Below are 26,279 nucleotides of genomic sequence, written 5' to 3' on the forward strand. Positions count from 1 at the left end.
TGCGTGTGTTCGTGGTTTTCGCAGGTGTAGCTCAAGCTTGAATGGGGACCACTTCAGAGAGTGCTGTTGCCTGGATCGGACTAATAATGCGCCGCTGGGCGAGGCATCTCGCGGCTCGAAAAAGGGAGGCCTGCCGTGTCGGTCTGCCCACTCCTGGTTAGTTAAGTTGGCGTTGATGCAATGCCTGTCTGAATATTGGCTTGCAATGAATTTTATAAGCTAGCTAAGTTATTGAAATAATTGAATATGATCTTTTTATGAAATTGTGGTTCTGGGTGAACTTTAGTGTCCCTTTTCGTCACTACATGGAGGCAGAGAGCCTTCAATGGTTGCTGTAAAACTAGGATGATGGGGGCCGTTGGGGTGCTCGTCTCCTTTTACATACTAACTCGGAGAAGTGGCACATGGCGCAGCAGTGGTGGGACGAGTCGACTTTAATGAGAGCCAATATCGTTGCCTTTAAGCGTCCAAAAACTTGGTTGAAGGCGAAGAGTATCAAAAACGGCTTCGCGTTGGGCATTGGGCACAAGCTGGCAAGCCTAGCCAATGCAGCTGAAGGTCTGGAGTTTTCTTTTTCCAGCAAAACCGAAATCGAAATTTTGAATAATGACAAGATTTCAAAGAAGGAGCATGACTTCATCGTTGGGGCTGCAATCAAAAGATTGCATGATATTTTCCCCGCTGAGATGGAGTCTGTTGTCAAAGATATGGAGGCATATCTTTCCAAAATCGAGGATCATACGGTTAACACCGTACAAAGGCTTGCTCGTGAACGTCAAAATGGGGTGGGTGATCCAGTAATCGATGTCGAGGTGAACAAGCTCAACAAGTATCGCAGTAATATGAGCATGTTGCTGCATTCGAAATTTGTGAAGCGGATCGAAAAGATACTGAAGGAGACTTCCAAAAAGTGCACGGACTACGCACTCAAATTGGCAAGAAATAAGAAATTGATCAAGAGAGATGATCTGATGTCATCTACCAAGGTTTTTACCACTATTAGTAACGCACTTCTGATTTTTACGGTCGTTTCTATTGCGACGGTCTCTCTTTTTACGCCCGTTGGCGTGGCGGCTGGAGCTATAGCAACGGGCGCAGGTATCATGTACCTTCTTGGGAAATCCTATGATGTTTATAAGAAAACCCGTGATGTCTACTATGGGTATTTCAAGAAGTACGCTAATACGATTGATTTTTTCCAGACCAAAGTTTTGGAGGCCGACAAGGCTCTGGAAAAGGCCTTGAAGGCTATCGATGTTATGAAGACGCAACAGGCGGCTCTTCTTGCAAAGCGTGATGATTTTGCCAAGGCAGTTGAAGAGTGCGTCAAAAAGCTCGAGAATAAAGAGGATGAGGATGTGCGGAAAAAGATGACGCAGCTTCAGCAGAAAGTCGCGCAGATGCATACCCTTATTGTCTACGATGCACAGTATAAAAACGCCCTTCTATCGGCTCGTAAAACCCTGAGCATGGAATGTATGATTGAGCTTCCCAAAAACGAGAAGAAACGGGATATGGTCATGGAAATATTCAAGAATAGCATGGATGTGGCCGGCGACGCTTTATCATGAGCGATGGGAAGAACAGCTCACGCAAGAATGCCCAGAGAATTTTCTTCGCTCGAAAGTAAATGTTCTGCGCCTTCCAAAGTGGCGTGGCGGCGGCTGTCCTTGCTGCGCCTTAGGGTCCTCTCGATTTCTTTATAGGGTGTTGCCGTCACCCGCTTACATGCTGGATGCAAAATAAAGCATGCATTTGTGCAGGTATATCGATCTGACTTCAATGATGCATTTCACAGTTTCTGTTTTCAGAAGGTGCGTAGCTGTGGGCTGTTATGGTGCCAGGTTGAATGAGGTCTGATTGTTATAAACATAGCCGTGGCCAACGCTTTGGCCACGGCAAAATCATTATATATACTTTAAGACTAAGCCGGAATAATGCCAGCTTTCTTAAAAGCCTTCAGGAGGTCATTAAAACGAACTTTCTTAAGTGCCTTTTCTAAAGTCTTAAATTTTTGCAGCTTTGGGAACAGAGCTTGTGCCTTGTTATCGTCACCGTCCAGGATGTGCTGCACCATGACTTCGCAAACTGTCCATTCGTGACTTCCCTTTTTGACGTCAAGCCCGGCCTTGGCTAAAGAGCTGACATCAAGCGGTTTGGTCTTTTTATCGGCCTTTTTATTGCCGCTAATGGATTCTAAAAATTTAGGCAGGAATTTTTTCTCAGTATCAGCTTTTATGTATTCCTTTAAAGTCAGGGCGATTTGCTGATAGATCTTTTCAAGATACTCCTTTTCATGAGGGGTGTCTGTTAAATGTGGATTAGCTTTTCTCGCATTTTCGAGAGCCTTTAGAAATGGCTTTCTAATGCGCTCCAATTCCGCCTCAAATCGTGCATGTTGTGTGATAAAATCAGGATAAAAGCCACCTTTGTAATATTGACTACTATATGCCCACAACAGGCTTTGTCTGAGCCCTTTTTCACACTTGGCTGCGTAGGCTGTGAACTGGTCTTTCAGCTCGCTTTTCATTATTTTGTCTAATTTGCCTGAAGACATAAAATTGGCCTTTCCTGATGGTTGCGGCGCAAGTTTTTCATTGCCTTGATGAGTGCCGCGCTGCGATGAGGAAAGTTTGCTGTCATCAAAAATTCATAGAATACAAGCGTTTACTAGGGTTGGCCTTTGTCAAAGATGGGCGCGGTCCTGGTCAGCTCTGTGTCGATGTCATGAGCCTTGAAACTGGCTCATAAGGGGCATGAAACAAGACTGTATTTGATTGGCTGCGATTGGCGAGAGTTGCCAGGCATCACTCCCAAACAGCTACTCGAAACTGTCGTAGGCGCAGCTGCTGCCATCGAGCAATTGCTTCAATGTGGCAAATGCGTTGGCTGTGTCTTCGTGTGTCACGGGGTTGGTAAAGCCCATCCGCACTCGGTGGTGTGTTCGCTCGCTGCGCCCTGTCTTGAACTCATCTTCATCGTCAATGAGGATTTTTTCTGCCGCTGATGCTGCCTTGAAGGTTCCGGGAAGCCAGGGTTCGGGCAGTTTGAGCCAGAGGAATGGCGCATCGGGGGCCGAGTTGAAATCATAATCCTTCAAATAACTCTCGGCAATGGCGTGACGCGCCTTCATGTCCGTCAAAACACGGGATTTGATATCGTCTGCAGCTCCTGACAACACCAGTCTTGCTGACAATTCGGCCAGTAGAAAGGAAATGCCGCCGCTGAGCATCTTGTGAGCGGTCATGACCCTTTGGGTTTGGGCTGGAGGACAAGAGATCCAGCCGCCGCGAACCCCGGCTGCAACGGCCTTGGAGAGCGAACCAACGTGAAATGTGCGTTCTGGAGCCATCGATGCTAGTGCAGGCAAGGAATGGGCGCGCAGCGTTCCGTAAACTTCGTCTTCGATGATCCAGAGATTGTGCTGTCGTGCGATGTCGATAATTGCGTGGCGCCGCTCTTCAGACATGATCGACAGGGTCGGGTTGTGCATGGTCGGCATCAGAAAGATGCCTTTTGGGTGCGTTTGGGAGCAAAGGCGATCAAGATCCTCAGGCAAAGGACCATGTTCATCGCGGGCGGCCGGTGCAGGAACACGGCCAGCCAGGGCGACGGCTCTGGAAATCGAGCTATAGGTCAATTCTTCGAAAACAATACGATCACCGGGGCGTGTGGTCGCTGCGATCACCGCCATGATCGCAGAATGCGCGCCCAGTGTGGGCACGATGCTTTCCAGTTCCGGAGACCAATTCGCTTGTGTTAGCCATTGCTTGCCCGCTTTTCGCCAGCTCTGCGGTTGATCTCGCGTGTAGCTGGCAATTTCATAGGGGTGTTCTCGGGTGATGCTGTCCAGCAGCTCGCGCACAAGAGTTGCTTGCCCGACCTCAATAGCTGATGTGCTGTCCATCCTCACCATGTCCGGAGGAGGCAGAAATGTTCTGGTACCGCCAAAATCCGGGTCGTCTTTTGGAAGGGGCGTGCGCGGGCTGTTTGTCTGGCGATGGTGGGCTGGCGTATGCGTTACGACATCATGCTGGCTTTGTGCTTGAGCGTTTGTTGATCCCAGCACATATGTGCCCCTGCCGACTTCTCCGCTGACCAAGCCGCGTTCCCGCACGAGGGCATAGGCTCGGCCTACTGTGCCAACCGTGATCGAAAGATCATAGGCAAGATCGCGCTGTGGCGGCAGTTTCGCACCGGGGGGCAGGCGTCCGACAGTGATGTCGTTGGCGATCTGCTCGGCCAGACGAAGATACATGGGGCCTTTGCCCGAGGGGAGGGTCGCGATCCAATTTGTCATGGTGACAATTTTCTATCTTGCATCATTTCTTGAGTCAATTCATATCAATGCATCGAGACAATTAGTTCAATCCTATAAATTGTATCGAGAAAGGGTTCAATATGAGTGTTGTTGATGCAATTGTGCGGGAACGTAGTCGGCGAAATGCCGTTGTAAGTACCATTGTTGGCTTTGCTGTTCGTAAATTGGTGCTTTGGCTCCATCTGTCCCGTAGTCGCCGACACTTGTCGAAGCTGTCCGATGAGGCGTTAAGCGATATTGGTTTGACCCGAGAGCGCGCTTTTGGTGAAGCAATCCGGCCATTTTGGGATACGAGCAATCCTCCTCGTTCCAAAAGGGGCTGATTGTTTCCCCGCATGCGACCCGGCTTCATTGCCGATATGAGTTTTCTTGCAGCCTTTGAAAACGTCATATTGGGTGCGAATTGCCTGTATCTCCTGCTCATGATCCATCCGAGTGATGATCCCCTCAAGAGCGGGGGAGGCGGGCAGGCCTGACGTGAAGCCGGGTCGTGACTGTTTCTATTCAAATCAGATGCGGTTTTGGTTTTAGACTGCTCCGATGTATTCACCACGACCCGGATAATCTGCCTTTTTGACAAAATCCAGAGCGCCAATCATTTCCTGGAAATGCGGGCGAATAAACGGCATGGACTGGACAGACGAAAAGTAGAGTTCCCCGTTTGAGCGGACCAGAAAGACCCCAGGCTCTGAAAACAGGGCGGGTTCTTCAAGGCCGATGGATGTCACGCCCCGGCCTGCCGAGATGAACAAACCCCATTCTCGTGCAACGGTGAGGGGCAAGTCATAGCCGACACGCAGCTTTATAACGCCGACTTTTTCAGCCATCTTCCCGGCGCGATCTTTGTCATCGGATGAGATTGCGATTGTCTTGACACCGCGCTGTTCGAAGTCCGGTGTTAGGCGCTCCAACTCCTTCAGGTATGTCGCGCAGATGGGGCAGTGCAGACCCCGGTAGAAAACAATCAGGGTGCCGAAGTCACCTTTGTCTGTTTCTAGGTCGAATTTATCACCATTCAGGATGTCGAGGTTGAGCTCTGGAACGGGCTGGCGTGGATTAAGCATTTTGCAACTCCGATGAAAACGGCCTAAATTTTACACTTTTGTGGAAACTAGACTTAGTTTATAGAACTATAAGCAATTTATAATTCGATATAAGTGATCTGGAGTTCGGAAGTGTCGCCTTTGGTAAACGTTGAATTTGGAGGTCGTCTTGACCGTCTCTCAGCGCTGATTGAACGGTTTAGGGTTCATGCTGCCTTGGCTCTTGATGCCGGGTCGGACGACGGGGTAGCCAATTTTTTTGTTTACCGTCTGTCTTCGGGAGATCAACGTCTTGTATTCTTGCCCAATAAAACGACCAGTGGAGTGGCCTGTGTCTGTGAGGCTATTAGAGATGGCGAGCGGCAGGAAGTGGTTGCTCGCATTGACATTAGTGGTGCCGGGCATCATTTGATTCAGGCGCTGCCCCGATGCATCTCTGTTGATCTGTCTGAGGCACCTGAGCTTGCTGCAGTCGTTGTACCGTTGGTTGCTGAAGTTGTTCAGCCCCGCTGCGGTGGCCAGGCGGTTTTCCATCGATTGAGTGAAGTGGTTGTCATCCGGCTGTTGCGCCATGCGATTGAAAAGGGGTGCACGGATGTCGGACTTCTGGCTGGACTGGCGCACCCGCGCCTTGCCGGTGCACTTGTCGCCTTGCACAACAAACCTGGCGCACCTTGGGGCTTGGAGACACTTGCAGCGGAAGCGGGAATGTCCCGGACGCAATTCTCTGTGACTTTCAAGGACGTTCTTGGCATGACGCCTGGCGCTTATTTGGCCAATTGGCGGCTTGATGTCGCTCGCAGCGAGCTGGAGGCGGGTACTCAAGTGAAGACGGTTGCACGCATGTGCGGTTTCTCGTCTGCAGCGGCGTTCTCACGGGCCTTCGCCCGCCGTTATGGTCATGCTCCCAAGCAGGAACGCCGTAAAGCTGCTTGAACTGATACGCAGGCTCTGTCGTATCACGAAGTGATCAGCGGTCCGTCTTGATGATTTTTTCCATGGTGTAGAGTTCGTCGGCCATGTCATCGGCGCGGCGGGATAACAGCGCAGCTGCGTCGCGAAGCCCCTTGTTGTAAAATGTGTCACCGAGCGGCCCGACCAAACGGTCTAGCAGCAGGGTGGCCTCCATATTGCCGATGTCCTGCTCCAGCTCGTCTCGCATATGATCCTGTATGACGCGAACCAATTGCTCGCGTTCGTCTTTGGACAGTTCGAGTTCGGCCATTATGTCTGGTCCACGAAATCGCTGTTTTAGGCTGCCTTGTTCAGAAGGCTTTCAAACAGAAGGCGACCATCTGTGCCGCCGTTGAGGTCTTCGACCAGGTTCTCCGGGTGAGGCATCATGCCAAGCACGTTGCCTTTTGTGTTCATCACGCCGGCAATATCATTCAGCGAGCCATTTGGATTGCTGCCTTGGGCATATCTGAACACGACCTGCGCGTTGTCTTCCACGGCTTTCAAGGTGTCATCGTCAGCAAAATAGTTGCCGTCGTGATGCGCAACTGGGCAGCGCCAGATCTGGCCCTTTTTGAAAGCAGTTGAAAAGCGTGTTGCGTCATTGGCTGTTTCCAGCATGATTTCCTTGCAGACAAACTTCAAACCGGCATTGCGCATCAATGCGCCGGGAAGGAGGCCTGCTTCTGTCAGGATCTGGAAACCGTTGCATACGCCAAGCACATTGATGCCGGCCTCTGCCTTTTTCACCAGATCCTTGAGGATCGGAGAGCGAGCAGCAATGGCGCCAGATCTCAAGTAATCGCCATAGGAAAAGCCGCCGGGAACGATCACAAGATCGACGTCGGGCAGGCTGGTTTCTGTGTGCCATACGGCTTCAGGGCGTTTCCCGGTGATCAGCTCCATGGCATGGAACATGTCGCGGTCGCGATTGGAGCCGGGGAAAACGATGACTGCGGATTTCATATGGGCGGTCCCGGTTCTCAGAGCAATTCGATGACGTAGTTTTCGATCACTGTGTTGGCGAGCAGTTTTTCGCACATCTGAGCGACTTCTGCTTCTGCTGCGGCCTTGTCGGTTGATGTCAGGTCCAGGTCGAAGACCTTACCCTGGCGGACGGATCCTATGTCGGAAAAGCCGAGCCCACCAAGAGCGCCTTCAATGGCCTTGCCCTGAGGGTCAAGAACACCGTTTTTCAAGGTGACGATCACACGTGCCTTCATGGTCATCTGTTCCACGCACTTTAAGCGCGGGCCCTTCGTAGTTTGAGCGGTCAAGTTACGGCTCACTTACACGACGAACCCGCGCAGCGAAAGATCTTTCGGTCCAAGTAGGCCGAAGAAATTAGGGAAGCCGCTGGATTGAGGTCTTCCTCATAAAGTTATTCAAGTTGGCCTGTGCAGTCCGCTGCGAAGTGGCAACTGAGATAACTTCGCTTCCACGATCGCCTTGAACGATCAGTCGGGACGCGAAGAAGAGCGTTTTTCCGTTTCGCCCTTTGATCACGAAGTTGACCTCGAAACCTGAGTAGTTCTTTTTTACGATTCTTTTTTGAGACAGAAGCTTCAATTTGCCCTGACTCGCGCGATTTACAGAATTGCCTATTTCTTTCAATAGACCCGAACTCAAGATGTTGGCGCGAATTGCTTGTTCTGCATTACCCTTCACATCCGATGGTTCAACCGCAATCAGCTGCAGTGATTTGCATTGATTTGGCGGGCAAACATAATAGGATTTCTTGCCCTTATCCTTTTGAACCCAACCTGCCGGTGCATAGGATGTTTCCAGGCTACCTGGCTTCAGACCGGACGTCTGGCAGGCTGCAACGAACAGGCAGGCTACAGCGACCGCGACGAACTTAACAAACTGGTACAACATACAAAAATCCCCCTAACTCGTTTCGGAGGCTTAGGGGGATTCTTTGGCCTGTTCAATCTCGGAACGCGAAATTGGTTCAGTTTACGTTACGCTTTATTTGACCAAGGTTGGGCCTGTGCCCGCTGGTCGGTCGTTTTCGTTCAGGATGCCGAGGCGTTTGGCTACTTCCTGATAGGCTTCCAGCATACCGCCGAGATCCTTGCGGAAGCGGTCCTTGTCCATCTTGTCGTTGGTATCGACGTCCCACAGACGACAGCTGTCTGGTGATATTTCATCGGCAACGACAATGCGCATCATGTCGCCTTCGAAATGGCGACCGCATTCGATCTTGAAATCGACAAGGCGGATGCCGACACCCAGAAACAGGCCGGACAGGAAGTCGTTGACGCGAATTGCCAACGCCATGATGTCGTCCAGCTCTTGAGGAGTTGCCCAACCGAAGGCTGTGACGTGCTCTTCAGCCACAATCGGATCGTCCAGCTCGTCGTTCTTGTAATAGAACTCGATGATGGAGCGCGGCAATTGTGTGCCTTCTTCAAGGCCCAGTCGCTTTGCAATGGATCCGGCGGCAACATTGCGCACGACAACTTCCAGCGGAATCATTTCGACTTCGCGGATCAGCTGTTCGCGCATGTTCATGCGTCGAATAAAGTGCGTCGGGATACCAATGGCGTTCAGATTGTTGAAAACAAACTCGGAAATCCGGTTGTTCAACACACCTTTGCCGTCGATTATCTCGTGTTTCTTGTTGTTGAATGCGGTGGCATCGTCCTTGAAGTGCTGAATCAGCGTGCCCGGTTCTGGGCCTTCATAGAGGATCTTGGCTTTGCCTTCATAGATGCGACGGCGGCGATTCATGGGCACGTACCGTGTATGTTTGAGAAAATCCATCGAGCAGGGGTCTTCCAACTGGTCATGTTTCCCCCCGATCATTATCCGCTGGTCAATAGCGACAGAATCCACAGTCATGGATTACGTCCGCTTTATCCCTGAGCCAGCGGCGCGGAACTTAACTGATGCAGTGCAAAAGCACAATCTGTTAGCGTGTGCGAAAACATCAGAAACCGCCATCTTTGAGGCATAAGGGTTTTATCGCGTTGATTTGGAAACGTCCGAAGGATATGGAAGTGCCCAAGATAGTTCCTATATAAGGGACATTAGAGGCTTCCCGAAGTTCAGGAGACACCAGAATGAGCACATTCGACAAGCGCGATGACGGTTTTGAGAGCAAGTTCGCGCATGACGAGGAGCTGAAGTTCAAGGCGACAGCTCGGCGCAACAAGCTTCTTGGTTTGTGGGCGGCTGAAAAAATGGGCGTAGAAGCAGGCGATGCTGCCGAGGCTTATGCCAAGGAAGTTGTGCGTTCTGACTTCGAAGAGCCGGGCGATGAAGACGTGTTCCGCAAAATCCGCGGAGATTTCGATGCCAAGTCGGTCGAACAGTCCGATCACCAGATTCGCCGCACCATGGACGAATTGATGCACACGGCAATCGAGCAGATCCAGAAAGGCTGATCTGCCTGTCCTCATCTGTGAAATTCGAAAAGGCTTCCGCCACCATGCGGGAGTCTTTTTTATTGGCCTGCGAACACTTTGGACGGGTTGTTGACCTTGTGGAGGTTTGGCCAAGGCGTTTTGATACACCCAACGTTTTGGGAGGATTGAAACGACATGACTGAGAACACGACAACGCTGGCTGCACGTCTTCGGGCTGATGAAGTCATTGTCACCGCATGGTCAGGGCTGGCTCCAGCCATTTTGTGTGAGCTCTTGGGTCGAGCAGGCTATCCTGCCATCACGCTGGATATGCAGCACGGTCAGCATGACATCGCGAGTGTACGTGAGGGACTGGCATCCACAGCGCTTGGCGGAGCACACAGGGTTGCGCGGATCCCGGTCGGCGAGAACGCGACTGCCAGCCGGTTGCTTGATCTGGGGGCGGAAGCAGTCATCGCTCCCATGATCAACTCGGCAGACGATGCCCGTGCCTTTGTGGATGCGATCAAATACCCGCCGGTGGGCGCGCGCAGCTGGGGCCCGCATCGTGGTGCGATGCTGATGGGCAGACCTCCGATGGACTACCTGCGCTGCGCCAATGATGAAACGCTCGGCTTTGCCATGATAGAAACGCCTGAAGCATTTGAGGTTCTTGATGAGATTCTTCAGGTGCCGGGGCTTGATGCTGTTTTTGTCGGGCCGGCCGACTTGTCGCTTACGCTGTCAAACGGGGCTGAGTTGGACCCGGAAAATGACGCCACACGCAAGGCGGCGGCCGAAATTGCGACCAGAACCCGCGCAGCTGGCAAGATTGCTGGCAAGTTCTGTACATCCGTTGAGGACGTCGCCTGGGCCACGGAAGCCGGCTTCCGGTTCCTGGCCTATGGCGTCGACATGCTGCTGTTCACTGAGGCTGCCAGTGACCTTCTGACATCCATCGGGACGCATACCAAGGCGTAAAGCCCTCAAAGTTGTCAGAAGCGCTTCATGAAGTGAGCGAAGGACATCAGGCCTTCGGGCCAAGGCCCGTGGCCACTGTCTATGCTGATGTGTCCGGCATCGCCTGCGTCCTGGAAGGTTGCGCCCCATGATTGGGCGAGGGCCTTTGACGTGTCGAATTCGCAATAAGGATCGCTTTGGCTTGCGACGACATGGGTGGTGAGGCCGAGGGGATGGCGCGGGATGGGCACAAAATCACCGCCGTCGAAGCCGGGCACAAGGTTCGGGCGGTCCCAGTCCGACGGGGCGACCAGAAACATTCCTTTGACCTTGTCTTTCGGCAGGGCATGAGCTGCATGGGCGAGAAAAATACAGCCAAGGGAATGGCCGACTAGAACCACCGGACGGGAGGTCTTTTCCAGTCGGGCCAGCAACGTGTCCTGCCAGACCTTGCGAATGGGATGAATTTTGTCCTTTTGCTCCACGACCCATGCAGAGGCCATTTTTTCCTGCCAGCGATACATCCAGTGGCTTTTGGAGGTTTCTCCATAACCTGGAATAAGCAGGATATCGGCTTCTGAGATCTTCATGGCTTCGTGTCTCTTCGTGAGGGCGCTTGTGTCAGCTTTCAATGTCTCATGGAGAGAACAGGCGTTTTTGTCAAATTCAACGTCATTAAATAGCAAAAGGCCGGCGAATTTCACCGGCCTGAAGTCAGATCAATTGATTATCCGTCAAAATGGCGAACGACATGCGCGGCGCGGTCCTTTATACGGATTGAACGTGTTGTCACTTGCCCGGTACGAGCGGTATTTTTTCTCACACCAAGCATAATGTTTCCGGGACAATCTTGTGTGCTTTTGAACCTTGCGGCCATGGTTTTTAACATTGCTGCCATCAGGTCCGGCTGAGAAAGCCGCCGACGGGAACCACCATCCGTTGAATTGGCGATAGCCTTTGCGCTTTTTATTGTAGCCGCGGTGACCATTATAATATCGCTCACCGTTTCGAGTGTAATAGCCCTTGCGGCTTTTGACCTGGACCAGGGCACCGTCGATTGTCGAATGGAATTGCGCGCTTTTGGCAGTAAGTGGCATAGCGGATGTGGGAGCAATGGAAATTGCGCTCATTGTCATGACAGCGATAACTGCAATCAATTTTGAAATCGAACTCATAAGTGGCCTCATTTCTCGTTGAAATTATCATCGGAGCTGGGAAGACAATATGGTCTGCATTCCAGTTTCTTATGCCGTCCTAAGACGGAAAAGAGCTGATCCGATCAAGGCTGCACGGGAAGATATCTCGTGAACTCCTAGTTAAACTTTATAGACGCTAAGGCTCTGTAATATAAATGAATATTTGTATTCAAGTGTATCGATTTGTATCAGGGGAACGGTTGCATCGCTCCAATCTACTATAGCAGTTGACCGAAAAATCCACTGCGTAAGGGTGTGGCCCAGTCTGGTCTGCCGTTGCGCTCGGCTTCGGCTGCAGCCGCTTCCCAATCATAGGTCAGGGCGCGCATTTCAATCTGCCAGCCATCGGATGTCTGTTCGATCAAGGCATAACGGGCATGAGGACTGCCAGCCTCGGCTTTGTGCAGCACTGGCGTGTCATCGCTGTACCCCGGAAGGCCGACACTTCCTGGGTTGATGATTGTCTGGCGTGATGCTGTGAGGGTGATCAGCCGCTGGATATGGGTATGGCCGCTGCAGATCAGCGGCGTGTCATTGCCCAACAGCCGACTTCTGATGGTGTCAAGATCTGCACGGTGGAGGCTGTCGCCAATGACGTTTTCTGTAAGATAGGAGACATCGCTGTCCGGTGTGCCATGGCAGAGCAGAATGTCATCACTCAGCTGAATGACCGGCGGGAGGCCTTGAATCCAGGTCAGGCTTTCAGTCGAGAGATGAGCGATAGTGAAACTGTCGGTGCGGTTTTCCGGCGGGATATTTCCCGCTGCGATCACCCGGTCATGATTGCCGCGCACCGTCGGCCAGTTGGTCTCGCGCAAGACTGCTGCTGTTTCCTCCGGCCAGAGCGGGCCGGAGGCACAATCCCCAAGGTTGACCACTGTGTCTGGCGCCTCGCATTTGAGGTCCGCGAGAACGGCCTCAAGTGCCAGAACGTTGCCATGTATATCCGCAACGACAGCCAGTTTCATGGTTTTAACTTTCGCCGAACACCCGGTTGAAGATCGCGTCAACATTCTTGGTGTGGTAGCCGAGATCGAAGCGGTCCTTAATGTCGTCTTCCGACAGATATTTGCGCACATCCTCATCGGCCAGAAGTTCGGTCAGGAAGTCCACGTCGGAATCGCCGGAAACCTGATAGCTGTTCCAGACCTTCATGGCATTGCGCTGAACCAGCCGGTAGGCATCTTCACGAGATGATCCAGCCTGTGTCAGGGCCAGCAGGATACGCTGGGAATGCACCAGACCGCCAAGACGGTCCATGTTGCCCATCATGCGCTCGGGATAAACCATCAGCTTGTCAATGACGCCTGTCAGGCGATGCAGAGCGAAGTCGAGGGTGACGGTCGAATCCGGACCGATCATGCGTTCCACGGACGAATGCGAGATATCGCGCTCGTGCCAGAGAGCCACGTTTTCCATTGCCGGGGTGACTGCCATGCGCACGATGCGCGCCAGGCCGGTCAGGTTTTCGGTCAGGACAGGGTTGCGCTTGTGCGGCATGGCGGATGAACCCTTCTGGCCCTTGGAGAAGAACTCCTCGGCTTCCAGGACTTCTGTGCGCTGCAGGTGGCGGATTTCGGTGGCGACGCGCTCGATCGAGGATGCAATGACGCCGAGTGTGGCGAAATACATGGCATGACGGTCTCGCGGGATTACCTGGGTCGAGACCGGTTCAGCCTGCAAGCCCATCGACTTGGCAACATGTTCTTCAACACTTGGATCAATGTTGGCGAAGGTGCCGACAGCGCCGGAGATCGCGCATGTTGCGATTTCAGCGCGTGCATTGATAAGCCGTGTTTTGCAGCGATCAAACTCTGCATAGGCTTCGGCCATCTTAAGGCCAAATGTCACCGGCTCTGCGTGAATGCCATGAGACCGGCCGATGGTGACCGTGTTCTTATGTTCGAAAGCGCGGCGCTTGATGGCAGCCAGAAGCGCATCCATATCGGCTAGCAGAAGATCTGTCGCCTTGACCAGCTGAACGTTGAAGCAGGTGTCCAGAACGTCCGAAGAGGTCATTCCCTGGTGGACGAAACGAGCGTCCGGGCCCACGATTTCAGCAAGATGCGTCAGGAACGCGATGACATCGTGCTTGGTTTCACGCTCGATTTCGTCGATGCGATCAATGTCAAAGGTCGCCGCGCCGCCTTTTTCCCAAATGGTTTTGGCTGCTTCTTTCGGGATCACGCCGAGGTCTGCGAGCGCGTCACATGCGTGGGCCTCAATCTCGAACCAAATGCGGAATTTGGATTCAGGTGACCAGATATCGACCATGTCGGGGCGGGAATAGCGCGGGATCATCGCGGGACCTCATTTTGGGAGCTGTTGCGCGCGGTCTAACAGGAACTGCGTTGTCTCTCAATGCAGAGGTTGGTTTTTATCGGATAAGGCTTGTTATAAAGAGAGGCCCAAACTCTATGTCAGCGGCGGGTGTTGCCGGAACGCGCATAATCCCAAGCTGCAGCGAAGAGCAAGGGAAGGCCCCACGGCAAAAGCAGCTGCATGCCTTCAACGGTGAAGATATAAGCTGAACTGGCGCCCGTCATGAGTGTTTCGAAAACCCAGTATATTGTAAAAACCGGACTATGCTCATCAGCAAAATAGCTGCGGAAATGCAGATAATGGATCAGAGCAGTCATTCCAACTGTGCCACAGGATAATCCGATGAACATGGCAGCAAAGCGAGCGCTGGGCTGATTGTGCCAGCGTGTAATCAGCCAGGCAAAAGCGCAAGCGAACAAGCCTCCTAAAAAGCTGCCAGCGACGAACATAAATACAACTGCCAAGGTTCGCTCGCTGAAAGCCTGGCCAATCAGATAAAGTTGAAGAGAAACAAGTCCTGTGATCAGCACGCACCAAGTCAGGGCAAAGCCAAGAACCGTTTCAGCTGGAAACCGGGACATCGAGCCCCGCTGTGCGCGGCTGTTCAGCTGGCGCGGATCCGTTTTTGCGGTCTTCAAGGCGTGCGCTCCTGGATCGTTGTCAGCGGTAAGTCGAGTTCTGAACATTCTCGCAACTTGATGCAGAATGATTGAAAAACCTTTGCCTGCTGCGGCGTGCAACACATGGCTGGTGTAAGGTCCATTGAGCTCAGGACCATCATGCCAGAGATCCCGACCGCCAGAGCAATGGCCATCGGTTATTTGCAAGCTGGTCGTGACGCAGAATTGCGGTTGTGGAAGCAATCAGAGGGCTTCAAATTCCATCATCGTACCGCACTGCGGTATTGGGGTTGGATTTGACAAACTTTAAAATTCCCTGAGCATCGAAAGGTTGTTGTGAGGCCGGACCCTAATACGGAGCGGAAATCGCTCTGTTGGCCAGGAGACAGAAGAGTTAGCTGAGCAGACAGACACTTCATTGTTGTGGCAATACGTGTTCATTGCCTTGTTTCGAAATGGCCGAATAAGATTTTGGCGCGCGTTATTTGGCTATGATTTTTCCATCAGGTCGGAGTGCCTGAATTTTTTCTTATGGATCAGTCATTGGAAATAATACCAATGCCACGAATGAGTAAATGATGAAAATACAAGCTTAGATAGCCAATTTCTTCATGATTAACTCAGCGTTAAATTTACTCTATATATCTGTTTTTTGGGAGTAATTTAAACTGGGGCTTAGCATGACACTCAATCGTCTTGGAATAGGTTTCAAAATCTGGTTGCCGATTTTGAGCTTTGCAATTTTTGTTATGGGAATTGTTACATATAATCAATCTTCACTTTTGACTACGCTTGAGGCCGAGCGGATTGCGAAAGTTCGGGCCCTGGTTGAGACTGCTGTGGCGATGGCAGGTGAAAATTACGCACGTGCGCAGGCTGGTGACTGGACCGATGAAGAGGCCCAAATCATGACACGCGATGCGATCCGTGCAATGGTCTTTGAAGGTGGCGCCCGGGTGTTTGCCTTCGATGAAAATGGCGTTCGAGTGGTCAGCAACTCTCGTGACAAGGAGGGTGGTGAGCCCTCAACTTCAACGACTACCCGGGGTTATATCGCAAATGCGAAGGCAGGCGGTGGTGTGAACCACTACCTCGGAAGTCGGACGCTGAATGGCGTCAAGACATCGAACGTTCCCAAGGCGGGCTGGTCCGAACTCTTCAAGCCATGGGGCTGGGTGATCGCATCTGCGGTTTATCTTGATGATGTCTATTCTGCTTTTTGGTGGAGCACTGCAAAGTTGGCGGGTGTCTTGGCACTGGGTGGCGCTTTTGTTATCGCAATTGCCATTGCTGCGATCCGCAATGTCGTGCGCCCGCTCAAGGCTCTGACGACGGATATGACTGGCCTTGCGAGCGGCAACACAGACATTACAATCGTCGGGGCAGGCCGTGGTGATGAGATCGGCGAAATGGCGCAGGCCATGGAAACATTCGTTGCAAATGAGAATGAACGACGGACTATGGCTGCAAATCAGGTAGAGCGCCAGGAAGTTGACCTACAGCGTTCGCGGAACATTCAATCTCTATGCGGCGGCTTTCGTGACACGATCGCCTCCTTGCTCGATACGATTTCCGGTTCAGTTGATAGCTTGCAGAAATCGTCGACAAGCCTCAATGCGGCGGCTCAGCAAACTTCGTCTCAAAGTGAGACTGTATCCGGTGCAGCGGCAAGTGCGTCTTCCAATACAGAAACCGTGGCAGCTGCGTCTGAAGAGTTGGCCGCGTCAGTGACTGAGATTGCTCGTCAGGTTGCGTCTTCAAACCAGATTGCGACCCAGGCTTCCAGTCAGGCTGCCGAAACCAACAACCGTATTCAGGGGCTGTCGGCGGCGGCTGGTAAAATTGGTGAAGTCGTGACCTTGATTCAAGCGATCGCCGAACAAACCAATCTTCTGGCACTCAACGCAACCATTGAAGCTGCCCGTGCCGGTGAGGCTGGTAAAGGCTTTGCAGTTGTGGCCTCGGAAGTGAAGGAACTGGCTACACAGACGTCTCGTGCGACGGAAGAAATTTCGGCTCAAATCTCCAGCATTCAAGGTGAAACCAAGCTCGCAGTTGATGCGATTGGTGCGATCACCGAGACCGTTGGACGGATCAACGAAATTTCAACAAGCATCACAGCTGCTGTTGAGCAACAGGGCGCTGCGACAAACGATATCGCGATGAATATTCAGCAGGCTGCAGAAGGCACACAGCAGGTGTCATCGAATATTGTCGGCGTTTCACAAGCTGCAGGCTTGACCCGCGAGATGGCCGATAACGTTCATGGAGCTGCTGAAAGTCTGGACACAGAGTCTCGCACGCTACGTGAAGAAGTCGGATTGTTCCTTGATGGGATCAACCAGAATTCAAGCACTGAAGCTGCTTGATGTTTCTGGAGTTTCGCTGAGAATTTTGAAAAAAAGCGCGAGAGAAAACTCTCGCGCTTTTTTGTTTTCTGCATTCTTGCAATTTTGACCTCAGCCTAGGCAATATCATGCTGGGGTGCGTGGCGATGTCTCGTTGAGTAAGCGTTTCGTACTTGAAATTTTACCTAGAGAGTAATTTATATTACTTAGATCCATCCACTTTGGTTTCTATTTAATTCTTAAAAAAAACGGGCCAAATTAATGAAAAAAACTGCAAAATACGCTCTGTTCGGATTTGCCGCTGCTTGTTTGTCCAGTGCAGCACAAGCTGAAAGCGTCGATTTTGAGCGATTTCTTTCATCGCCTGCTGGGGCTGCTGGTATTGCGGCAGCCGTCGCCGGTCTTGGTGAATGTGATACGCCGCTGAACTGGGCGCCGGGTTTTGACCCGATGAATGGCACACTGGACCCAAATGCAGTTTCCGTCTCATGCCAGTACAAGGATATTGATGACGAGGAATTTTATGACAAGAGCGTCACGGCCAAGTTTCATTTCTGGGATGAAACGCCAACTTTGGACAGCCTAGTCTATCTGCCTTGAACATTTGGACTCAGTGTCGCGCGTCTCTTGAGACGGGCGACACTGAATCAATCAGGCCTGTTCAGCGGCCTTGCGGATGGCGTTGATGTTGTCGGTATAGCTTTCGACCGCGCCGCCTTTGAAGACAGCTGAGCCTGCGACCAGAACATTTGCGCCGGCTGCTGCGACAAGCGGGGCGGTCTCTGGTGTCACACCACCGTCGATCTCGATGTCGATGGGGCGGTCGCCGATCATCTGTTTGATGCGGGCGGTCTTGTCGACCATTGCCTGGATGAACTTCTGACCGCCAAAACCCGGATTGACGGTCATGATAAGGATCAGATCAAGGCGGTCCAGCACGTATTCCAGCACGCTTTCAGGCGTGGACGGATTGAGTGAGACGCCAGCTTTCTTGCCGAGATTGCGGATCGCCTGAAGGGAGCGGTCGAGATGTGGGCCTGCTTCTGCATGAACGGTGATGATGTCCGACCCAGCCTTGGCGAAGGCTTCCAGATATGGATCGCAAGGCGCGATCATCAGGTGAGTGTCGAAGATCTTGTCCGTGTGCGGGCGCAGCTTGGCAATGACATCTGGACCGAAGGTGATGTTGGGTACGAAATGGCCGTCCATCACATCCAGATGGATCCAGTCAGCCCCCGCCTGAACGACATCTCGGACCTCTTCGCCAAGTTTGGAAAAATCAGAGGCGAGGATCGACGGGGCAATCAGGATATCACGGCTCATGGCAGGCTCCATAGTGTCTGGTATTTGGCCGCTATCACGGGCAGGGCAGGCGAGCAAGTCGATGGACGGACTTCAATCGTTTTAGCTGAGGTTTAGGTCAGATCACTCACCGTTTTGGGTGCGTTTTTGTTCAAAATGAAATGCCGAGCCAGCGGTTTCAGGATCATTGGCAGCATATAGATCGGTAGTTGGCCAAGGGCGAACCAGAGCCAGGTGAACTCCGGAACGGTGCCGCCAAGCGCCGCCACCATCAACCCCATGTTTCTATTGCCTGCAGAATGCGCGATGGCAAATGCATCTGCGCGATTGCTGGCTGAGAAGATCAGCAGGGTTATGCCGATCTGGAAGAATGCAACGCCAAAAGTCAGTGCGGCAATCGCGAAGGTGAAAATCGGCCGACTGGCAAAACTATGCGCCACGCCGTGCATGGCAGCGACGGCGAAGAAAAGCAGAACCAGTACATTCAGTCCGTCTATTCGGGTTTTGGACGCTGCGATCCGAGCGGACCCGATCAGCTTGCGGATGACCATGGCAACGGTCAGTGACCCGCCGAGCAGCGCTGCAAAACGTACAGCGAGATCAAGACTGTCGAGGTTGAGAGAGCTGCCAAGCAGGAACTCTGCCATCAAGGGGGCAGTGATTGGTGTCAGAGAGGTTGCGGCGATCATGATCGCCAGGCTGAGCGCACCATCCAGGCCCATCAGATAGATGAATGCGGGTGCGGACATGACGGACGGAGCAGCGGTTACAATGAAGATTATCAAAAGGATTTGAGGGTCGATTTGATCTGCGCCATAAAACCAGATGGCGATCCCAGCGATCAGGGGAACGATCAGCATCATCCATGCCGTTGCAAGGAGAATAATTACTGGTCGCTTCACGCGTTGGCGAACCGCTTGTGGGTTCACCCGCAGAAATGCGAGCATCAGGAGTGCGAACACTGCTGCCGTCAGATACGGGCGGGCATAGGCCGACAGAGACGGCAATGTCATGCCGATCAGAACGCTTGCAGTTAAGGCGAGGGGGCCGCGCTGCCCGATCCATCCAAGCGCCGATAAAGTATGTGACAACATTGTCGGTAAGTCTCCGGGGCGGGCAGAAGAGGCGGGCTAAAATATCTTTAGCAGTTTGTTGTTTTAAGCTGTTGTAGGATAAGAGCAAATATTGTGTGTTTCCAAGGGGCCAATTTGGATCAGGTCGATGTCATTGTGCTGGGTGCTGGAATCGTCGGCACATCGACGGCGGTTCATCTTCGTCAGCGTGGGCTGGAGGTTGCCCTGATTGATCGGGGGCACCCGGGCGAGGAAACCTCCGGTGGCAATGCGGGTATCATTGCTCGTAATGGATTTTGCTCAACACCGATACCCAGCCGTCCTGCTGATCTTCTCGACATTGCCTTGAAACAGTCGACCGCCGTGCATTGCGATTTCTCAGCTTTGGCGCGGTTGGTTCCGTGGCTTCGGCTTTATGCTCAGCAAAATGGATTGCAGGAAGCACAGCGTTTTGCGCGCACTATGGCGCCTATGCGGGCGCGCGCAATCAAGGAACACAGAGCGCTTTCGATCAAAACCAATGCCGAGCGGTTCTACCGGAAAAGCGGCTGGCTGCAGGTTTATCGTTCTGAGGCCAGCTTCAAGGCGGATCAACGCGAGCGCCACTACGCAAGGGTGTTTGGGGCAGACTACCGTGAGCTTGTCGGTGGTCATTTGAATTCAGTTGAACCGGGATTGAAGGCCGATTCTCTTTATGGCGTGTACTGGCCAGAGAGTGAATCTGTTTCAAACCCGGCCGGAGTTGTCGAGGCTTTGTGGCGGCATTTCATTCAGGAGGGCGGTGTGTTCTTGAACGGGGATGCTTTTGCACTTGAACAGCGGCGCTATGGCTGGCGCATTACGACACCCCGCAAGAAAATCACCGCTCGGGAGGTGGTTGTCGCCTTGGGGCCTTGGTCTGCTGCATTCGCGGCCCGTTATGGCGAGCAGTTTCCGCTGGCTGTGACCCGTGGCTACAATCTTCATTTTCGGCCAAGGTCAGGCGCTTCGCTTTCGCGTCCGGTACAAGATGTCGATCATGGCTATGTGCTGTCGCCGATGGAGCAGGGGATACGGCTGACAACGGGTATTGAACTGGCTGCACATGAAGCGCCTGCAAATCCGGTCCAGCTGGGCCGTGCCAGTCAACGGGCCGAAACGCTTTTTCCTCTTGGGGCACCCGTTCCAGGCGATCCCTGGATGGGAAGTCGTCCGTATTTACCTGATTCACTGCCGGTCATAGGACAGTCTCTGGCGCGGCCTGGGCTTTGGTATAATTTTGGCCATGGAGCATCGGGCTTCACTCTTGGGCCTTTGAGCGGGCGTTTGATGACCGATATGATTCTCGGGGCGGACCCTGGGCTGGATTGTGCACCCCTGTCGCCTCTGAGATTTCTGACATGATAAACTTGAAAATTGTAAGAATAAGATAGAGTATTTTCGCCCGTATTGTTGGTGCAGAGTGACCGAATCCCTCGAAAAATGGTCTAGTTTTCGCGTAGGGGCAGGGCGACTGTATCCTTGACTGTGTTGACCACGATGCGGGACTGGACATCTGACACGAGGGTGTTGTCGAGCAGCTTCAGACGCAGGAAGCCATCGTAAGTCTTGATATCATCAGTGACCACCTTGATCAGATAATCGACAGCTCCGGTGATCCGTTCGCAGGTCACGACCTCAGGCCAATGGTGCACGAGCTTATCGAATGTTTCCATATTCTCGCGAGATGGAACGGCCAGTTTGACGAAGGAATAGGCCACGAACCCGAGACCAACTGATTCCCTGTCGATTATTGCCGTGATCTGTCGAATAATACCTTGTTCCTTGAGCTTCTTGATTCTCCGCCAGCAAGGCGTTTGGCTCATTCCAGCCTCCTTGGCAATTTCAGCAATGGAGAGAGAGGCGTCGCGTTGGAGGGCGCGTAGAATTCGGATATCTGAGGGGTCTAGGAGGTTTTTTTCTGTCATGGTCTCTTTGGGAAATATAATTTCGATATTTTGTCTATTTGATGGGACGATAGCACAGAAATTGTTGCTGAAAAGGATGATATTGATCTGAAGAGTACGGGCGAGACGCGTTGCCTTGATGCTTTGTTTGGAGAGGAGTGAAGCCTAATGAATGTCCATGTGCCCGAAGTCACGCTGGATGACAAATATGTCGCCACGAAAGGGCAGGTCTATCTGACCGGCATTCAAGCGCTGGTCCGCTTGTCTTTCGATCGTGCGCGGTTTGACAGAAATGCCGGACTGAAAACGGGTGGCTTTATTTCCGGGTATCGCGGGTCCCCACTTGGCGGCTACGATACAGAACTCACCCGCTCGAAGCGGTTTCTCGACCAAAATGATATTCATTTCCTGCCAGCTGTGAACGAAGAGCTTGGAGCAACAGCCGTCTGGGGATCGCAGAAGCTGAAGGGGCACCCAAAAGGCAGTGATTATGATGGCGTTTTCGGAATCTGGTACGGCAAGGCTCCGGGCGTCGACCGCGCTGGTGATGCGCTGAAGCAAGCCAGTGCGTCAGGCACGGATCGTAATGGCGGTGTTCTGGCGCTTGCTGGTGATGATCATCTCGCCAAGTCCTCTGTTCTGCCGGCGCAAAGTGAATTTTTCTTCCAACACGCCGAGATTCCGGTTCTGAACCCTTCCGATATTCAAGATGTCTTGGACTTTGGTCTGCATGGCCTGGAAATGTCTAGATTTTGCGGTATCTGGAGCGCGTTGATCTGCGTCGCTGATACTATGGATGCCTCTGCAACAATCAACATTGATGATGCGCGACTGAATTTCATCCGCCCGCCTGTTGGGGATCCGCGCAAGGATTTTTCTATCAATCGGGATCTCCTGCTGGGCAACCGGTTGGAAACCGAACGTTTGCTGCGCGATTTGCGTCTGCCAGCAGCTCAAGCTTATGTGCGTGCCAACAACATTGACCGCGTCGGTTTTGGCTCAGATCGGCGTGTCCGGCTTGCTCTTGTGGCAACCGGCAAAGCTTACCGTGATTTGCTGCAGGCGATGGACCTGCTGGGCCTTACGGTAGAAAAAGCCAAAGACCTGGGCCTTGCTGTTTATAAGGTCGGCATGACCTGGCCGCTTGAGCCAGAAGGTGTTCTCGATTTCGCCCGAGGGGCTGAGCGCTTGCTTGTCGTTGAACACAAACGGGGCTTTTTGGAGCCTCAGGTCAAGGAAGCTTTCTATCATATGCCCGCGGACAGCCGCCCGGAAATCTGGGGTAAGAAGCGGCCGAATGGTGCACCCTTCCTATCAGATGTTCTGGAACTCTCGACCGCGGAAATCGTACAAGGGTTGCTGGACTGGTTGCCTGAAGATGCCGTGACCAATGAGATGCGCGGTGTTGCCGAGCGGATGAACAAACAGGTGATGTGGGCGCAGGGACATGCGGAGCGGGCCGCACGTATTCCTTATTTCTGCTCTGGCTGTCCGCACTCCACCTCTACCGTTGTTCCGGAAGGTGCCCGCTCCCTGCCGGGTATTGGCTGTCATGCCATGACCGAACTTGCCGGGCGTAGCACAGATGGTCAGATCCAGATGGGCGGTGAGGGGATTTTGTGGGTTGGCCAGCAGGCGTTCTCCAACGACACGCACGTCTTTGCCAATCTTGGTGATGGGACTTACTTTCATTCCGGCATTCTGGCGATCCGCCAGGCGATTGCTGCCAATGCCTCCATTACCTATAAAATCCTCTTCAATGACGCTGTGGCGATGACGGGCGGACAGCCGGTCGATGGTCAATTGACTGTGCCGCAGATCACCCGCCAGCTTGCTGCCGAAGGCGTGGGTCGGATTGAAGTCCTTAGCGAAACACCGGATCTTTACGGCGGCTGGAGCGATATCGCGTCTAGTGCTCGGATTAGCCATCGCGATGAGCTGATGACAGTTCAAAAAGAGCTGCAGGAACATGCGGGCGTCTCGGTCATCGTTTATGACCAGACCTGCGCCACGGAAAAGCGCCGCCGCCGCAAGCGCGGACTTATGGCCGACCCTGACAAGCGTTTGTTCATCAATGATCGTGTGTGCGAAGGCTGTGGGGATTGTTCGGTGCAATCCAATTGCCTCTCGGTTGAGCCAATGGCAACACCGTTTGGTGAAAAGCGTCAGATCAATCAGTCCAGCTGCAACAAGGACTTTTCCTGCGTGAAGGGATTCTGTCCTTCCTTTGTTGAAATTGAAGGCGCTGCTCTTCGCAAGGCTGACAAGGCAGAGGTTGATATTGATGCGCTTGTCGCTGGCATCATAGACCCTGTACTGCCCGGCCTAGAGCGTACGCGCAATATGTTGGTTGCTGGCATTGGCGGCATGGGCGTGACAACGCTTAGCGCTATCTTGGCCATGGCGACACATATCGATGGCAATCATGCCTCGACGTTGGATATGACGGGTTTGGCCCAAAAGGGCGGTCCGGTGACATCTCACCTGCGCTTTGCTGCAGGAGACAAAACGATTGAAGGACCACGTGTTCCAACAGCAAGTCTGGATGTTCTGCTCGCCAGTGACATGATCGTTGCGGCCAATGCGGAGCAGCTGGCGATGGTCAATGCCGAGACGACCAGCACGTTTGCCAACACGCGTGTTGCCCCGACGGCGGAATTTGTCATGCAACAAACCTTGTCCTTTGATGAAATTCGGATGGACAGAGCTCTGAATGAGGGATCTGCCTTCTATCTTCCGATGGATGCAGCCAGCATTGGCGAGAAGTTGCTGGGTGATGCGATCTTTGCAAACATGATCCTTGTTGGCATGGCCTATCAGTCCGGTGCTTTGCCAATTTCAGGCGCGGGCATTGAAGCTGCGATCAAGTTGAATGGCACGGCTGTGGCTGCAAATATTCAGGCGTTCCGGGCAGGACGTGTGTTGGCCGCTGATGCTGATGCGATCCTGTCTCATCTGCCGAAGCCTACCAGCGTTGAGAAAAAGCCCTTGGGCGAACAGATTGACGCTTTTGCTGTTGAGCTTGAGGCCTATCAGAGTGCTGACTATGCGAAACTCTATCGCGATTTGATTGGCCGTGTAAAAGCAGCCGACGAGACACATGGGCCTGGAACAATGCGGTTGAGCGAAACCGCAGCCCAGCTGCTTTACAAGGTGATGGCCTATAAGGACGAGTATGAAGTGGCTCGGCTTTATTCAGAGCCTGCCTTCAAGGCCAAGTTGCTGGAACGGTTCGCAGATCCGAAGAAAATCAAGATCCATCTGGCACCGCCCTTGATCGCTCACACCAAGGACCCAAAGACCGGAAGGCCGCAGAAAATAGCCTTTGGTCCGTGGATATTCTCTGCCTTCAAGCTGATGACGCGTTTCAAAGGTCTCCGCGGCACATGGTTTGACCCCTTTGGCCGCACGGAAGAACGCAAGGCCGAGCGGGAGCTGATCGTTAGCTATCAGTCAGATCTGGAAGAGGTTGTTCGCCGGATTGATGGCGGTAACTACGGCCTGCTGGTTGAGCTTGCCCGTGTGCCGGACATGATCCGTGGGTTTGGTCCGGTGAAGGATGCCAATCTGGCCAAGGCGAAGGAAAAGCGTGCTCAACTGCTGCAGCAGCTGAACCGTGTGTCCGGCGATGATGGTGACAACAGTGCGAAGGACTATCTTGAGGCAGCGGAATAAGGTCTGTCTCAAAGCTGATTATTCGGCTTGCTGAATGTCCTGAGATTATTGAAATGCCCGGGGTACACCCCGGGCATTTTGGTTTGGTTTATCGACCGTATTTATCACGCCATATTGGGACCGGGTCGCCCTCGGCAGCATTGGCATGATAGATACCACGGGCAATGGCACGAGCAAGGCATGAGGCTGCTGCTGCGCCGATCTGGATCATGTCTTCCAAGGCGCGGTCCATGGGGCGCTGGCCGGTCGACATGGCGAATACAAGATCGCCATCCAGCGGCGTATGCGCTGGCCAAAGCGCACGGGCCAAACCATCATGAGCCATGACAGCCAGTCGTTTTGCTTCTGATTTGGTTAAGATGGCATCGGTGGCAACGGCAGCAATTGTTGTGTTGGCGCCCGCCTTCAGACCATCCAGCTTGGTTTTGACGTCAACTGCGTCCGGTGGAAGTGGTGAAGGCAGGCCAAGTCCGCCAAACTCAAGTCCTTGCTCAAATGGGGCCGCCCAAAAATGCCCTGTGTCGCCAATGGTGGCACGGCCCAGCGCATTGACGGCGACAATCGCTCCGACGGTGACACCATTATCCAGTACGATGGAAGCGGAGCCGAGGCCTCCCTTTAGATTCGCGGTGGTTGCGCCTGTGCCCGCGCCAATTGTTCCAAGCGGAAAATCGAGGCCAATGTCATCAAGTGCTGCTCTGCCGAGATCGCGATAGGGGGCTGATGAACCCCACCCTTTATCGCCGCCATTGAGAAGATCAAACAGGATTGCGGTTGGCACAATCGGCACGCGGACTGGCCCGACTGCGTAGCCATATCCGAGCTCTGCAAGCCTGCCTTGAACGCCTGCGCCAGCATCCAGGCCGAAGGACGACCCGCCAGCCAGGACGATTGCATCAACCTTGGGAACGGTTTGTTCGGGCTCAAGGAGTGCAATCTCTCGTGTTCCCGGAGCACCGCCATGAATAGCAACGGAGGCAACGGCAGGCTCATCAGGTAGCAGGACAGTTGCGCCTGATTTCAGGTCCGGGTCTGAGGCATGTCCGACCTTGAGGCCAGGAACATCTGTGATGAGATTGCGCGGGCCTGGCATGATACCACCTGTTTGCTGGAACTCGGCTGGGTGCTTTGAGAAAGCCTAGACCGGATCATCGTTCTTTGTTGAATTATTTGGAGTAAGTTATATG

The 26,279-nt window shown here is 53.0% G+C and carries 26 protein-coding genes; 9 read left to right on the forward strand and 17 right to left on the reverse strand.

Annotated elements, in window-relative coordinates:
• Nucleotides 1–404 precede the first annotated feature (404 nt).
• Nucleotides 405–1,571, forward strand: coding sequence for a hypothetical protein (locus V6575_RS15355; protein WP_340275569.1), 1,167 nt, complete (start codon nt 405–407; stop codon nt 1,569–1,571).
• Nucleotides 1,572–1,924: 353 nt separating this feature from the next.
• Here V6575_RS15355 and V6575_RS15360 read toward each other — a convergent pair whose 3' ends face one another.
• Both V6575_RS15360 and V6575_RS15365 read right to left on the reverse strand, forming a co-directional pair.
• Nucleotides 1,925–2,557 carry a hypothetical protein gene (locus tag V6575_RS15360; protein ID WP_340275570.1) on the reverse strand — a complete coding sequence of 211 codons (633 nt, stop codon included), beginning with the start codon at nt 2,555–2,557 and terminating at the stop codon, nt 1,925–1,927.
• Nucleotides 2,558–2,821: 264 nt separating this feature from the next.
• Nucleotides 2,822–4,300 carry an aminotransferase-like domain-containing protein gene (locus V6575_RS15365; RefSeq protein ID WP_340275572.1) on the reverse strand — a complete coding sequence of 493 codons (1,479 nt, stop codon included), beginning with the start codon at nt 4,298–4,300 and terminating at the stop codon, nt 2,822–2,824.
• Between the two features lie 101 nt (nt 4,301–4,401).
• On the opposite strand from V6575_RS15365, the gene V6575_RS23360 reads away from it, so the two are divergent.
• Complete coding sequence (locus V6575_RS23360) at nt 4,402–4,644, forward strand: DUF1127 domain-containing protein (protein WP_422785585.1); 243 nt, start codon at nt 4,402–4,404, stop codon at nt 4,642–4,644.
• A gap of 204 nt (nt 4,645–4,848) precedes the next feature.
• Here the strand turns inward: V6575_RS23360 and V6575_RS15370 are convergent, their stop codons facing one another.
• Entirely contained in the window at nt 4,849–5,385 is a 537-nt protein-coding gene (locus V6575_RS15370; protein ID WP_340275574.1) for a peroxiredoxin-like family protein, read from the reverse strand.
• Between the two features lie 111 nt (nt 5,386–5,496).
• On the opposite strand from V6575_RS15370, the gene V6575_RS15375 reads away from it, so the two are divergent.
• Nucleotides 5,497–6,300: an AraC family transcriptional regulator gene (locus V6575_RS15375; RefSeq protein WP_340275576.1), complete on the forward strand. Its 804-nt coding sequence runs from the start codon at nt 5,497–5,499 to the stop codon at nt 6,298–6,300.
• Nucleotides 6,301–6,334: 34 nt separating this feature from the next.
• Here the strand turns inward: V6575_RS15375 and V6575_RS15380 are convergent, their stop codons facing one another.
• From V6575_RS15380 to purC, 5 genes are all read right to left on the reverse strand, one after another.
• Nucleotides 6,335–6,589 (reverse strand): DUF2164 domain-containing protein, encoded by a 255-nt coding sequence (locus tag V6575_RS15380; RefSeq protein WP_340275578.1) that lies wholly within the window; start codon nt 6,587–6,589, stop codon nt 6,335–6,337.
• Nucleotides 6,590–6,615: 26 nt separating this feature from the next.
• Nucleotides 6,616–7,284, reverse strand: coding sequence for a phosphoribosylformylglycinamidine synthase subunit PurQ (gene purQ / locus V6575_RS15385; protein ID WP_340275580.1), 669 nt, complete (start codon nt 7,282–7,284; stop codon nt 6,616–6,618).
• Nucleotides 7,285–7,301: 17 nt separating this feature from the next.
• A complete protein-coding gene (gene purS / locus V6575_RS15390) occupies nt 7,302–7,541 on the reverse strand; it encodes a phosphoribosylformylglycinamidine synthase subunit PurS (protein WP_340275702.1) in 240 nt (79 codons plus the stop codon).
• A gap of 121 nt (nt 7,542–7,662) precedes the next feature.
• Nucleotides 7,663–8,196, reverse strand: coding sequence for a hypothetical protein (locus V6575_RS15395; RefSeq protein ID WP_340275582.1), 534 nt, complete (start codon nt 8,194–8,196; stop codon nt 7,663–7,665).
• 93 nt (nt 8,197–8,289) lie between these two features.
• Complete coding sequence (gene purC / locus V6575_RS15400; RefSeq protein WP_340275703.1) at nt 8,290–9,087, reverse strand: phosphoribosylaminoimidazolesuccinocarboxamide synthase; 798 nt, start codon at nt 9,085–9,087, stop codon at nt 8,290–8,292.
• A gap of 299 nt (nt 9,088–9,386) precedes the next feature.
• Between purC and V6575_RS15405 the strand changes: the two genes are divergently transcribed.
• Both V6575_RS15405 and V6575_RS15410 read left to right on the forward strand, forming a co-directional pair.
• Entirely contained in the window at nt 9,387–9,710 is a 324-nt protein-coding gene (locus tag V6575_RS15405) for a DUF1476 domain-containing protein (protein WP_340275583.1), read from the forward strand.
• A 156-nt stretch (nt 9,711–9,866) separates the two neighbouring features.
• A complete protein-coding gene (locus V6575_RS15410) occupies nt 9,867–10,652 on the forward strand; it encodes an HpcH/HpaI aldolase family protein (protein WP_340275585.1) in 786 nt (261 codons plus the stop codon).
• 14 nt (nt 10,653–10,666) lie between these two features.
• On the opposite strand, the gene V6575_RS15415 is transcribed toward V6575_RS15410, so the two are convergent.
• The 5 genes from V6575_RS15415 to V6575_RS15435 form a co-directional block, all read right to left on the reverse strand.
• Nucleotides 10,667–11,221 (reverse strand): RBBP9/YdeN family alpha/beta hydrolase, encoded by a 555-nt coding sequence (locus V6575_RS15415; protein ID WP_340275587.1) that lies wholly within the window; start codon nt 11,219–11,221, stop codon nt 10,667–10,669.
• Between the two features lie 144 nt (nt 11,222–11,365).
• Nucleotides 11,366–11,806 carry a BA14K family protein gene (locus V6575_RS15420; RefSeq protein ID WP_340275589.1) on the reverse strand — a complete coding sequence of 147 codons (441 nt, stop codon included), beginning with the start codon at nt 11,804–11,806 and terminating at the stop codon, nt 11,366–11,368.
• A 239-nt stretch (nt 11,807–12,045) separates the two neighbouring features.
• The gene (locus V6575_RS15425; protein ID WP_340275591.1) at nt 12,046–12,795 is read right to left on the reverse strand and encodes a metallophosphoesterase family protein; all 750 of its coding nucleotides are present in this window, start codon (nt 12,793–12,795) and stop codon (nt 12,046–12,048) included.
• Between the two features lie 4 nt (nt 12,796–12,799).
• Nucleotides 12,800–14,128: an adenylosuccinate lyase gene (gene purB / locus V6575_RS15430; protein ID WP_340275593.1), complete on the reverse strand. Its 1,329-nt coding sequence runs from the start codon at nt 14,126–14,128 to the stop codon at nt 12,800–12,802.
• A 119-nt stretch (nt 14,129–14,247) separates the two neighbouring features.
• Nucleotides 14,248–14,787, reverse strand: coding sequence for a hypothetical protein (locus V6575_RS15435; protein WP_340275594.1), 540 nt, complete (start codon nt 14,785–14,787; stop codon nt 14,248–14,250).
• A gap of 662 nt (nt 14,788–15,449) precedes the next feature.
• On the opposite strand from V6575_RS15435, the gene V6575_RS15440 reads away from it, so the two are divergent.
• Nucleotides 15,450–17,138: a methyl-accepting chemotaxis protein gene (locus V6575_RS15440; protein WP_340275595.1), complete on the forward strand. Its 1,689-nt coding sequence runs from the start codon at nt 15,450–15,452 to the stop codon at nt 17,136–17,138.
• Between the two features lie 240 nt (nt 17,139–17,378).
• The gene (locus V6575_RS15445; RefSeq protein WP_340275596.1) at nt 17,379–17,717 is read left to right on the forward strand and encodes a hypothetical protein; all 339 of its coding nucleotides are present in this window, start codon (nt 17,379–17,381) and stop codon (nt 17,715–17,717) included.
• A gap of 51 nt (nt 17,718–17,768) precedes the next feature.
• On the opposite strand, the gene rpe is transcribed toward V6575_RS15445, so the two are convergent.
• The gene (gene rpe, locus V6575_RS15450) at nt 17,769–18,440 is read right to left on the reverse strand and encodes a ribulose-phosphate 3-epimerase (RefSeq protein WP_340275598.1); all 672 of its coding nucleotides are present in this window, start codon (nt 18,438–18,440) and stop codon (nt 17,769–17,771) included.
• Nucleotides 18,441–18,532: 92 nt separating this feature from the next.
• On the reverse strand, nt 18,533–19,513 hold the full coding sequence (locus V6575_RS15455) for a bile acid:sodium symporter family protein (RefSeq protein WP_340275599.1): 981 nt from the start codon (nt 19,511–19,513) through the stop codon (nt 18,533–18,535).
• A 114-nt stretch (nt 19,514–19,627) separates the two neighbouring features.
• Here V6575_RS15455 and V6575_RS15460 point away from each other — a divergent pair, with 114 nt between their 5' ends.
• Complete coding sequence (locus tag V6575_RS15460) at nt 19,628–20,875, forward strand: NAD(P)/FAD-dependent oxidoreductase (RefSeq protein WP_340275601.1); 1,248 nt, start codon at nt 19,628–19,630, stop codon at nt 20,873–20,875.
• Between the two features lie 83 nt (nt 20,876–20,958).
• Here the strand turns inward: V6575_RS15460 and V6575_RS15465 are convergent, their stop codons facing one another.
• Nucleotides 20,959–21,438: an Lrp/AsnC family transcriptional regulator gene (locus V6575_RS15465; RefSeq protein ID WP_340275602.1), complete on the reverse strand. Its 480-nt coding sequence runs from the start codon at nt 21,436–21,438 to the stop codon at nt 20,959–20,961.
• A gap of 147 nt (nt 21,439–21,585) precedes the next feature.
• On the opposite strand from V6575_RS15465, the gene V6575_RS15470 reads away from it, so the two are divergent.
• A complete protein-coding gene (locus V6575_RS15470; RefSeq protein WP_340275604.1) occupies nt 21,586–25,092 on the forward strand; it encodes an indolepyruvate ferredoxin oxidoreductase family protein in 3,507 nt (1,168 codons plus the stop codon).
• Nucleotides 25,093–25,180: 88 nt separating this feature from the next.
• Here the strand turns inward: V6575_RS15470 and V6575_RS15475 are convergent, their stop codons facing one another.
• Complete coding sequence (locus tag V6575_RS15475) at nt 25,181–26,185, reverse strand: P1 family peptidase (RefSeq protein WP_340275606.1); 1,005 nt, start codon at nt 26,183–26,185, stop codon at nt 25,181–25,183.
• Nucleotides 26,186–26,279: the final 94 nt, after the last annotated feature.

It is taken from the genome of Roseibium algae (assembly GCF_037783265.1).
Lineage (GTDB): Bacteria > Pseudomonadota > Alphaproteobacteria > Rhizobiales > Stappiaceae > Roseibium > Roseibium algae.

Coding starts and splice junctions, on each gene's coding strand:
- V6575_RS15440 (WP_340275595.1), top strand. CDS start 15,450: ATGACACTCAATCGTCTTGGAATAGGTTTCAAAATCTGGTTGCCGATT.
- V6575_RS15395 (WP_340275582.1), bottom strand. CDS start 8,196: ATGTTGTACCAGTTTGTTAAGTTCGTCGCGGTCGCTGTAGCCTGCCTG.
- V6575_RS15425 (WP_340275591.1), bottom strand. CDS start 12,795: ATGAAACTGGCTGTCGTTGCGGATATACATGGCAACGTTCTGGCACTT.
- V6575_RS15355 (WP_340275569.1), top strand. CDS start 405: ATGGCGCAGCAGTGGTGGGACGAGTCGACTTTAATGAGAGCCAATATC.
- V6575_RS15445 (WP_340275596.1), top strand. CDS start 17,379: ATGAAAAAAACTGCAAAATACGCTCTGTTCGGATTTGCCGCTGCTTGT.
- V6575_RS15470 (WP_340275604.1), top strand. CDS start 21,586: ATGAATGTCCATGTGCCCGAAGTCACGCTGGATGACAAATATGTCGCC.
- V6575_RS15465 (WP_340275602.1), bottom strand. CDS start 21,438: ATGACAGAAAAAAACCTCCTAGACCCCTCAGATATCCGAATTCTACGC.
- V6575_RS15455 (WP_340275599.1), bottom strand. CDS start 19,513: ATGTTGTCACATACTTTATCGGCGCTTGGATGGATCGGGCAGCGCGGC.
- purQ (WP_340275580.1), bottom strand. CDS start 7,284: ATGAAATCCGCAGTCATCGTTTTCCCCGGCTCCAATCGCGACCGCGAC.
- purS (WP_340275702.1), bottom strand. CDS start 7,541: ATGAAGGCACGTGTGATCGTCACCTTGAAAAACGGTGTTCTTGACCCT.
- V6575_RS15420 (WP_340275589.1), bottom strand. CDS start 11,806: ATGAGTTCGATTTCAAAATTGATTGCAGTTATCGCTGTCATGACAATG.
- V6575_RS15410 (WP_340275585.1), top strand. CDS start 9,867: ATGACTGAGAACACGACAACGCTGGCTGCACGTCTTCGGGCTGATGAA.
- V6575_RS15360 (WP_340275570.1), bottom strand. CDS start 2,557: ATGTCTTCAGGCAAATTAGACAAAATAATGAAAAGCGAGCTGAAAGAC.
- purB (WP_340275593.1), bottom strand. CDS start 14,128: ATGATCCCGCGCTATTCCCGCCCCGACATGGTCGATATCTGGTCACCT.
- V6575_RS15365 (WP_340275572.1), bottom strand. CDS start 4,300: ATGACAAATTGGATCGCGACCCTCCCCTCGGGCAAAGGCCCCATGTAT.
- V6575_RS15370 (WP_340275574.1), bottom strand. CDS start 5,385: ATGCTTAATCCACGCCAGCCCGTTCCAGAGCTCAACCTCGACATCCTG.
- purC (WP_340275703.1), bottom strand. CDS start 9,087: ATGGATTTTCTCAAACATACACGGTACGTGCCCATGAATCGCCGCCGT.
- V6575_RS15475 (WP_340275606.1), bottom strand. CDS start 26,185: ATGCCAGGCCCGCGCAATCTCATCACAGATGTTCCTGGCCTCAAGGTC.
- V6575_RS15405 (WP_340275583.1), top strand. CDS start 9,387: ATGAGCACATTCGACAAGCGCGATGACGGTTTTGAGAGCAAGTTCGCG.
- rpe (WP_340275598.1), bottom strand. CDS start 18,440: ATGAGCCGTGATATCCTGATTGCCCCGTCGATCCTCGCCTCTGATTTT.
- V6575_RS15415 (WP_340275587.1), bottom strand. CDS start 11,221: ATGAAGATCTCAGAAGCCGATATCCTGCTTATTCCAGGTTATGGAGAA.
- V6575_RS15380 (WP_340275578.1), bottom strand. CDS start 6,589: ATGGCCGAACTCGAACTGTCCAAAGACGAACGCGAGCAATTGGTTCGC.
- V6575_RS23360 (WP_422785585.1), top strand. CDS start 4,402: ATGAGTGTTGTTGATGCAATTGTGCGGGAACGTAGTCGGCGAAATGCC.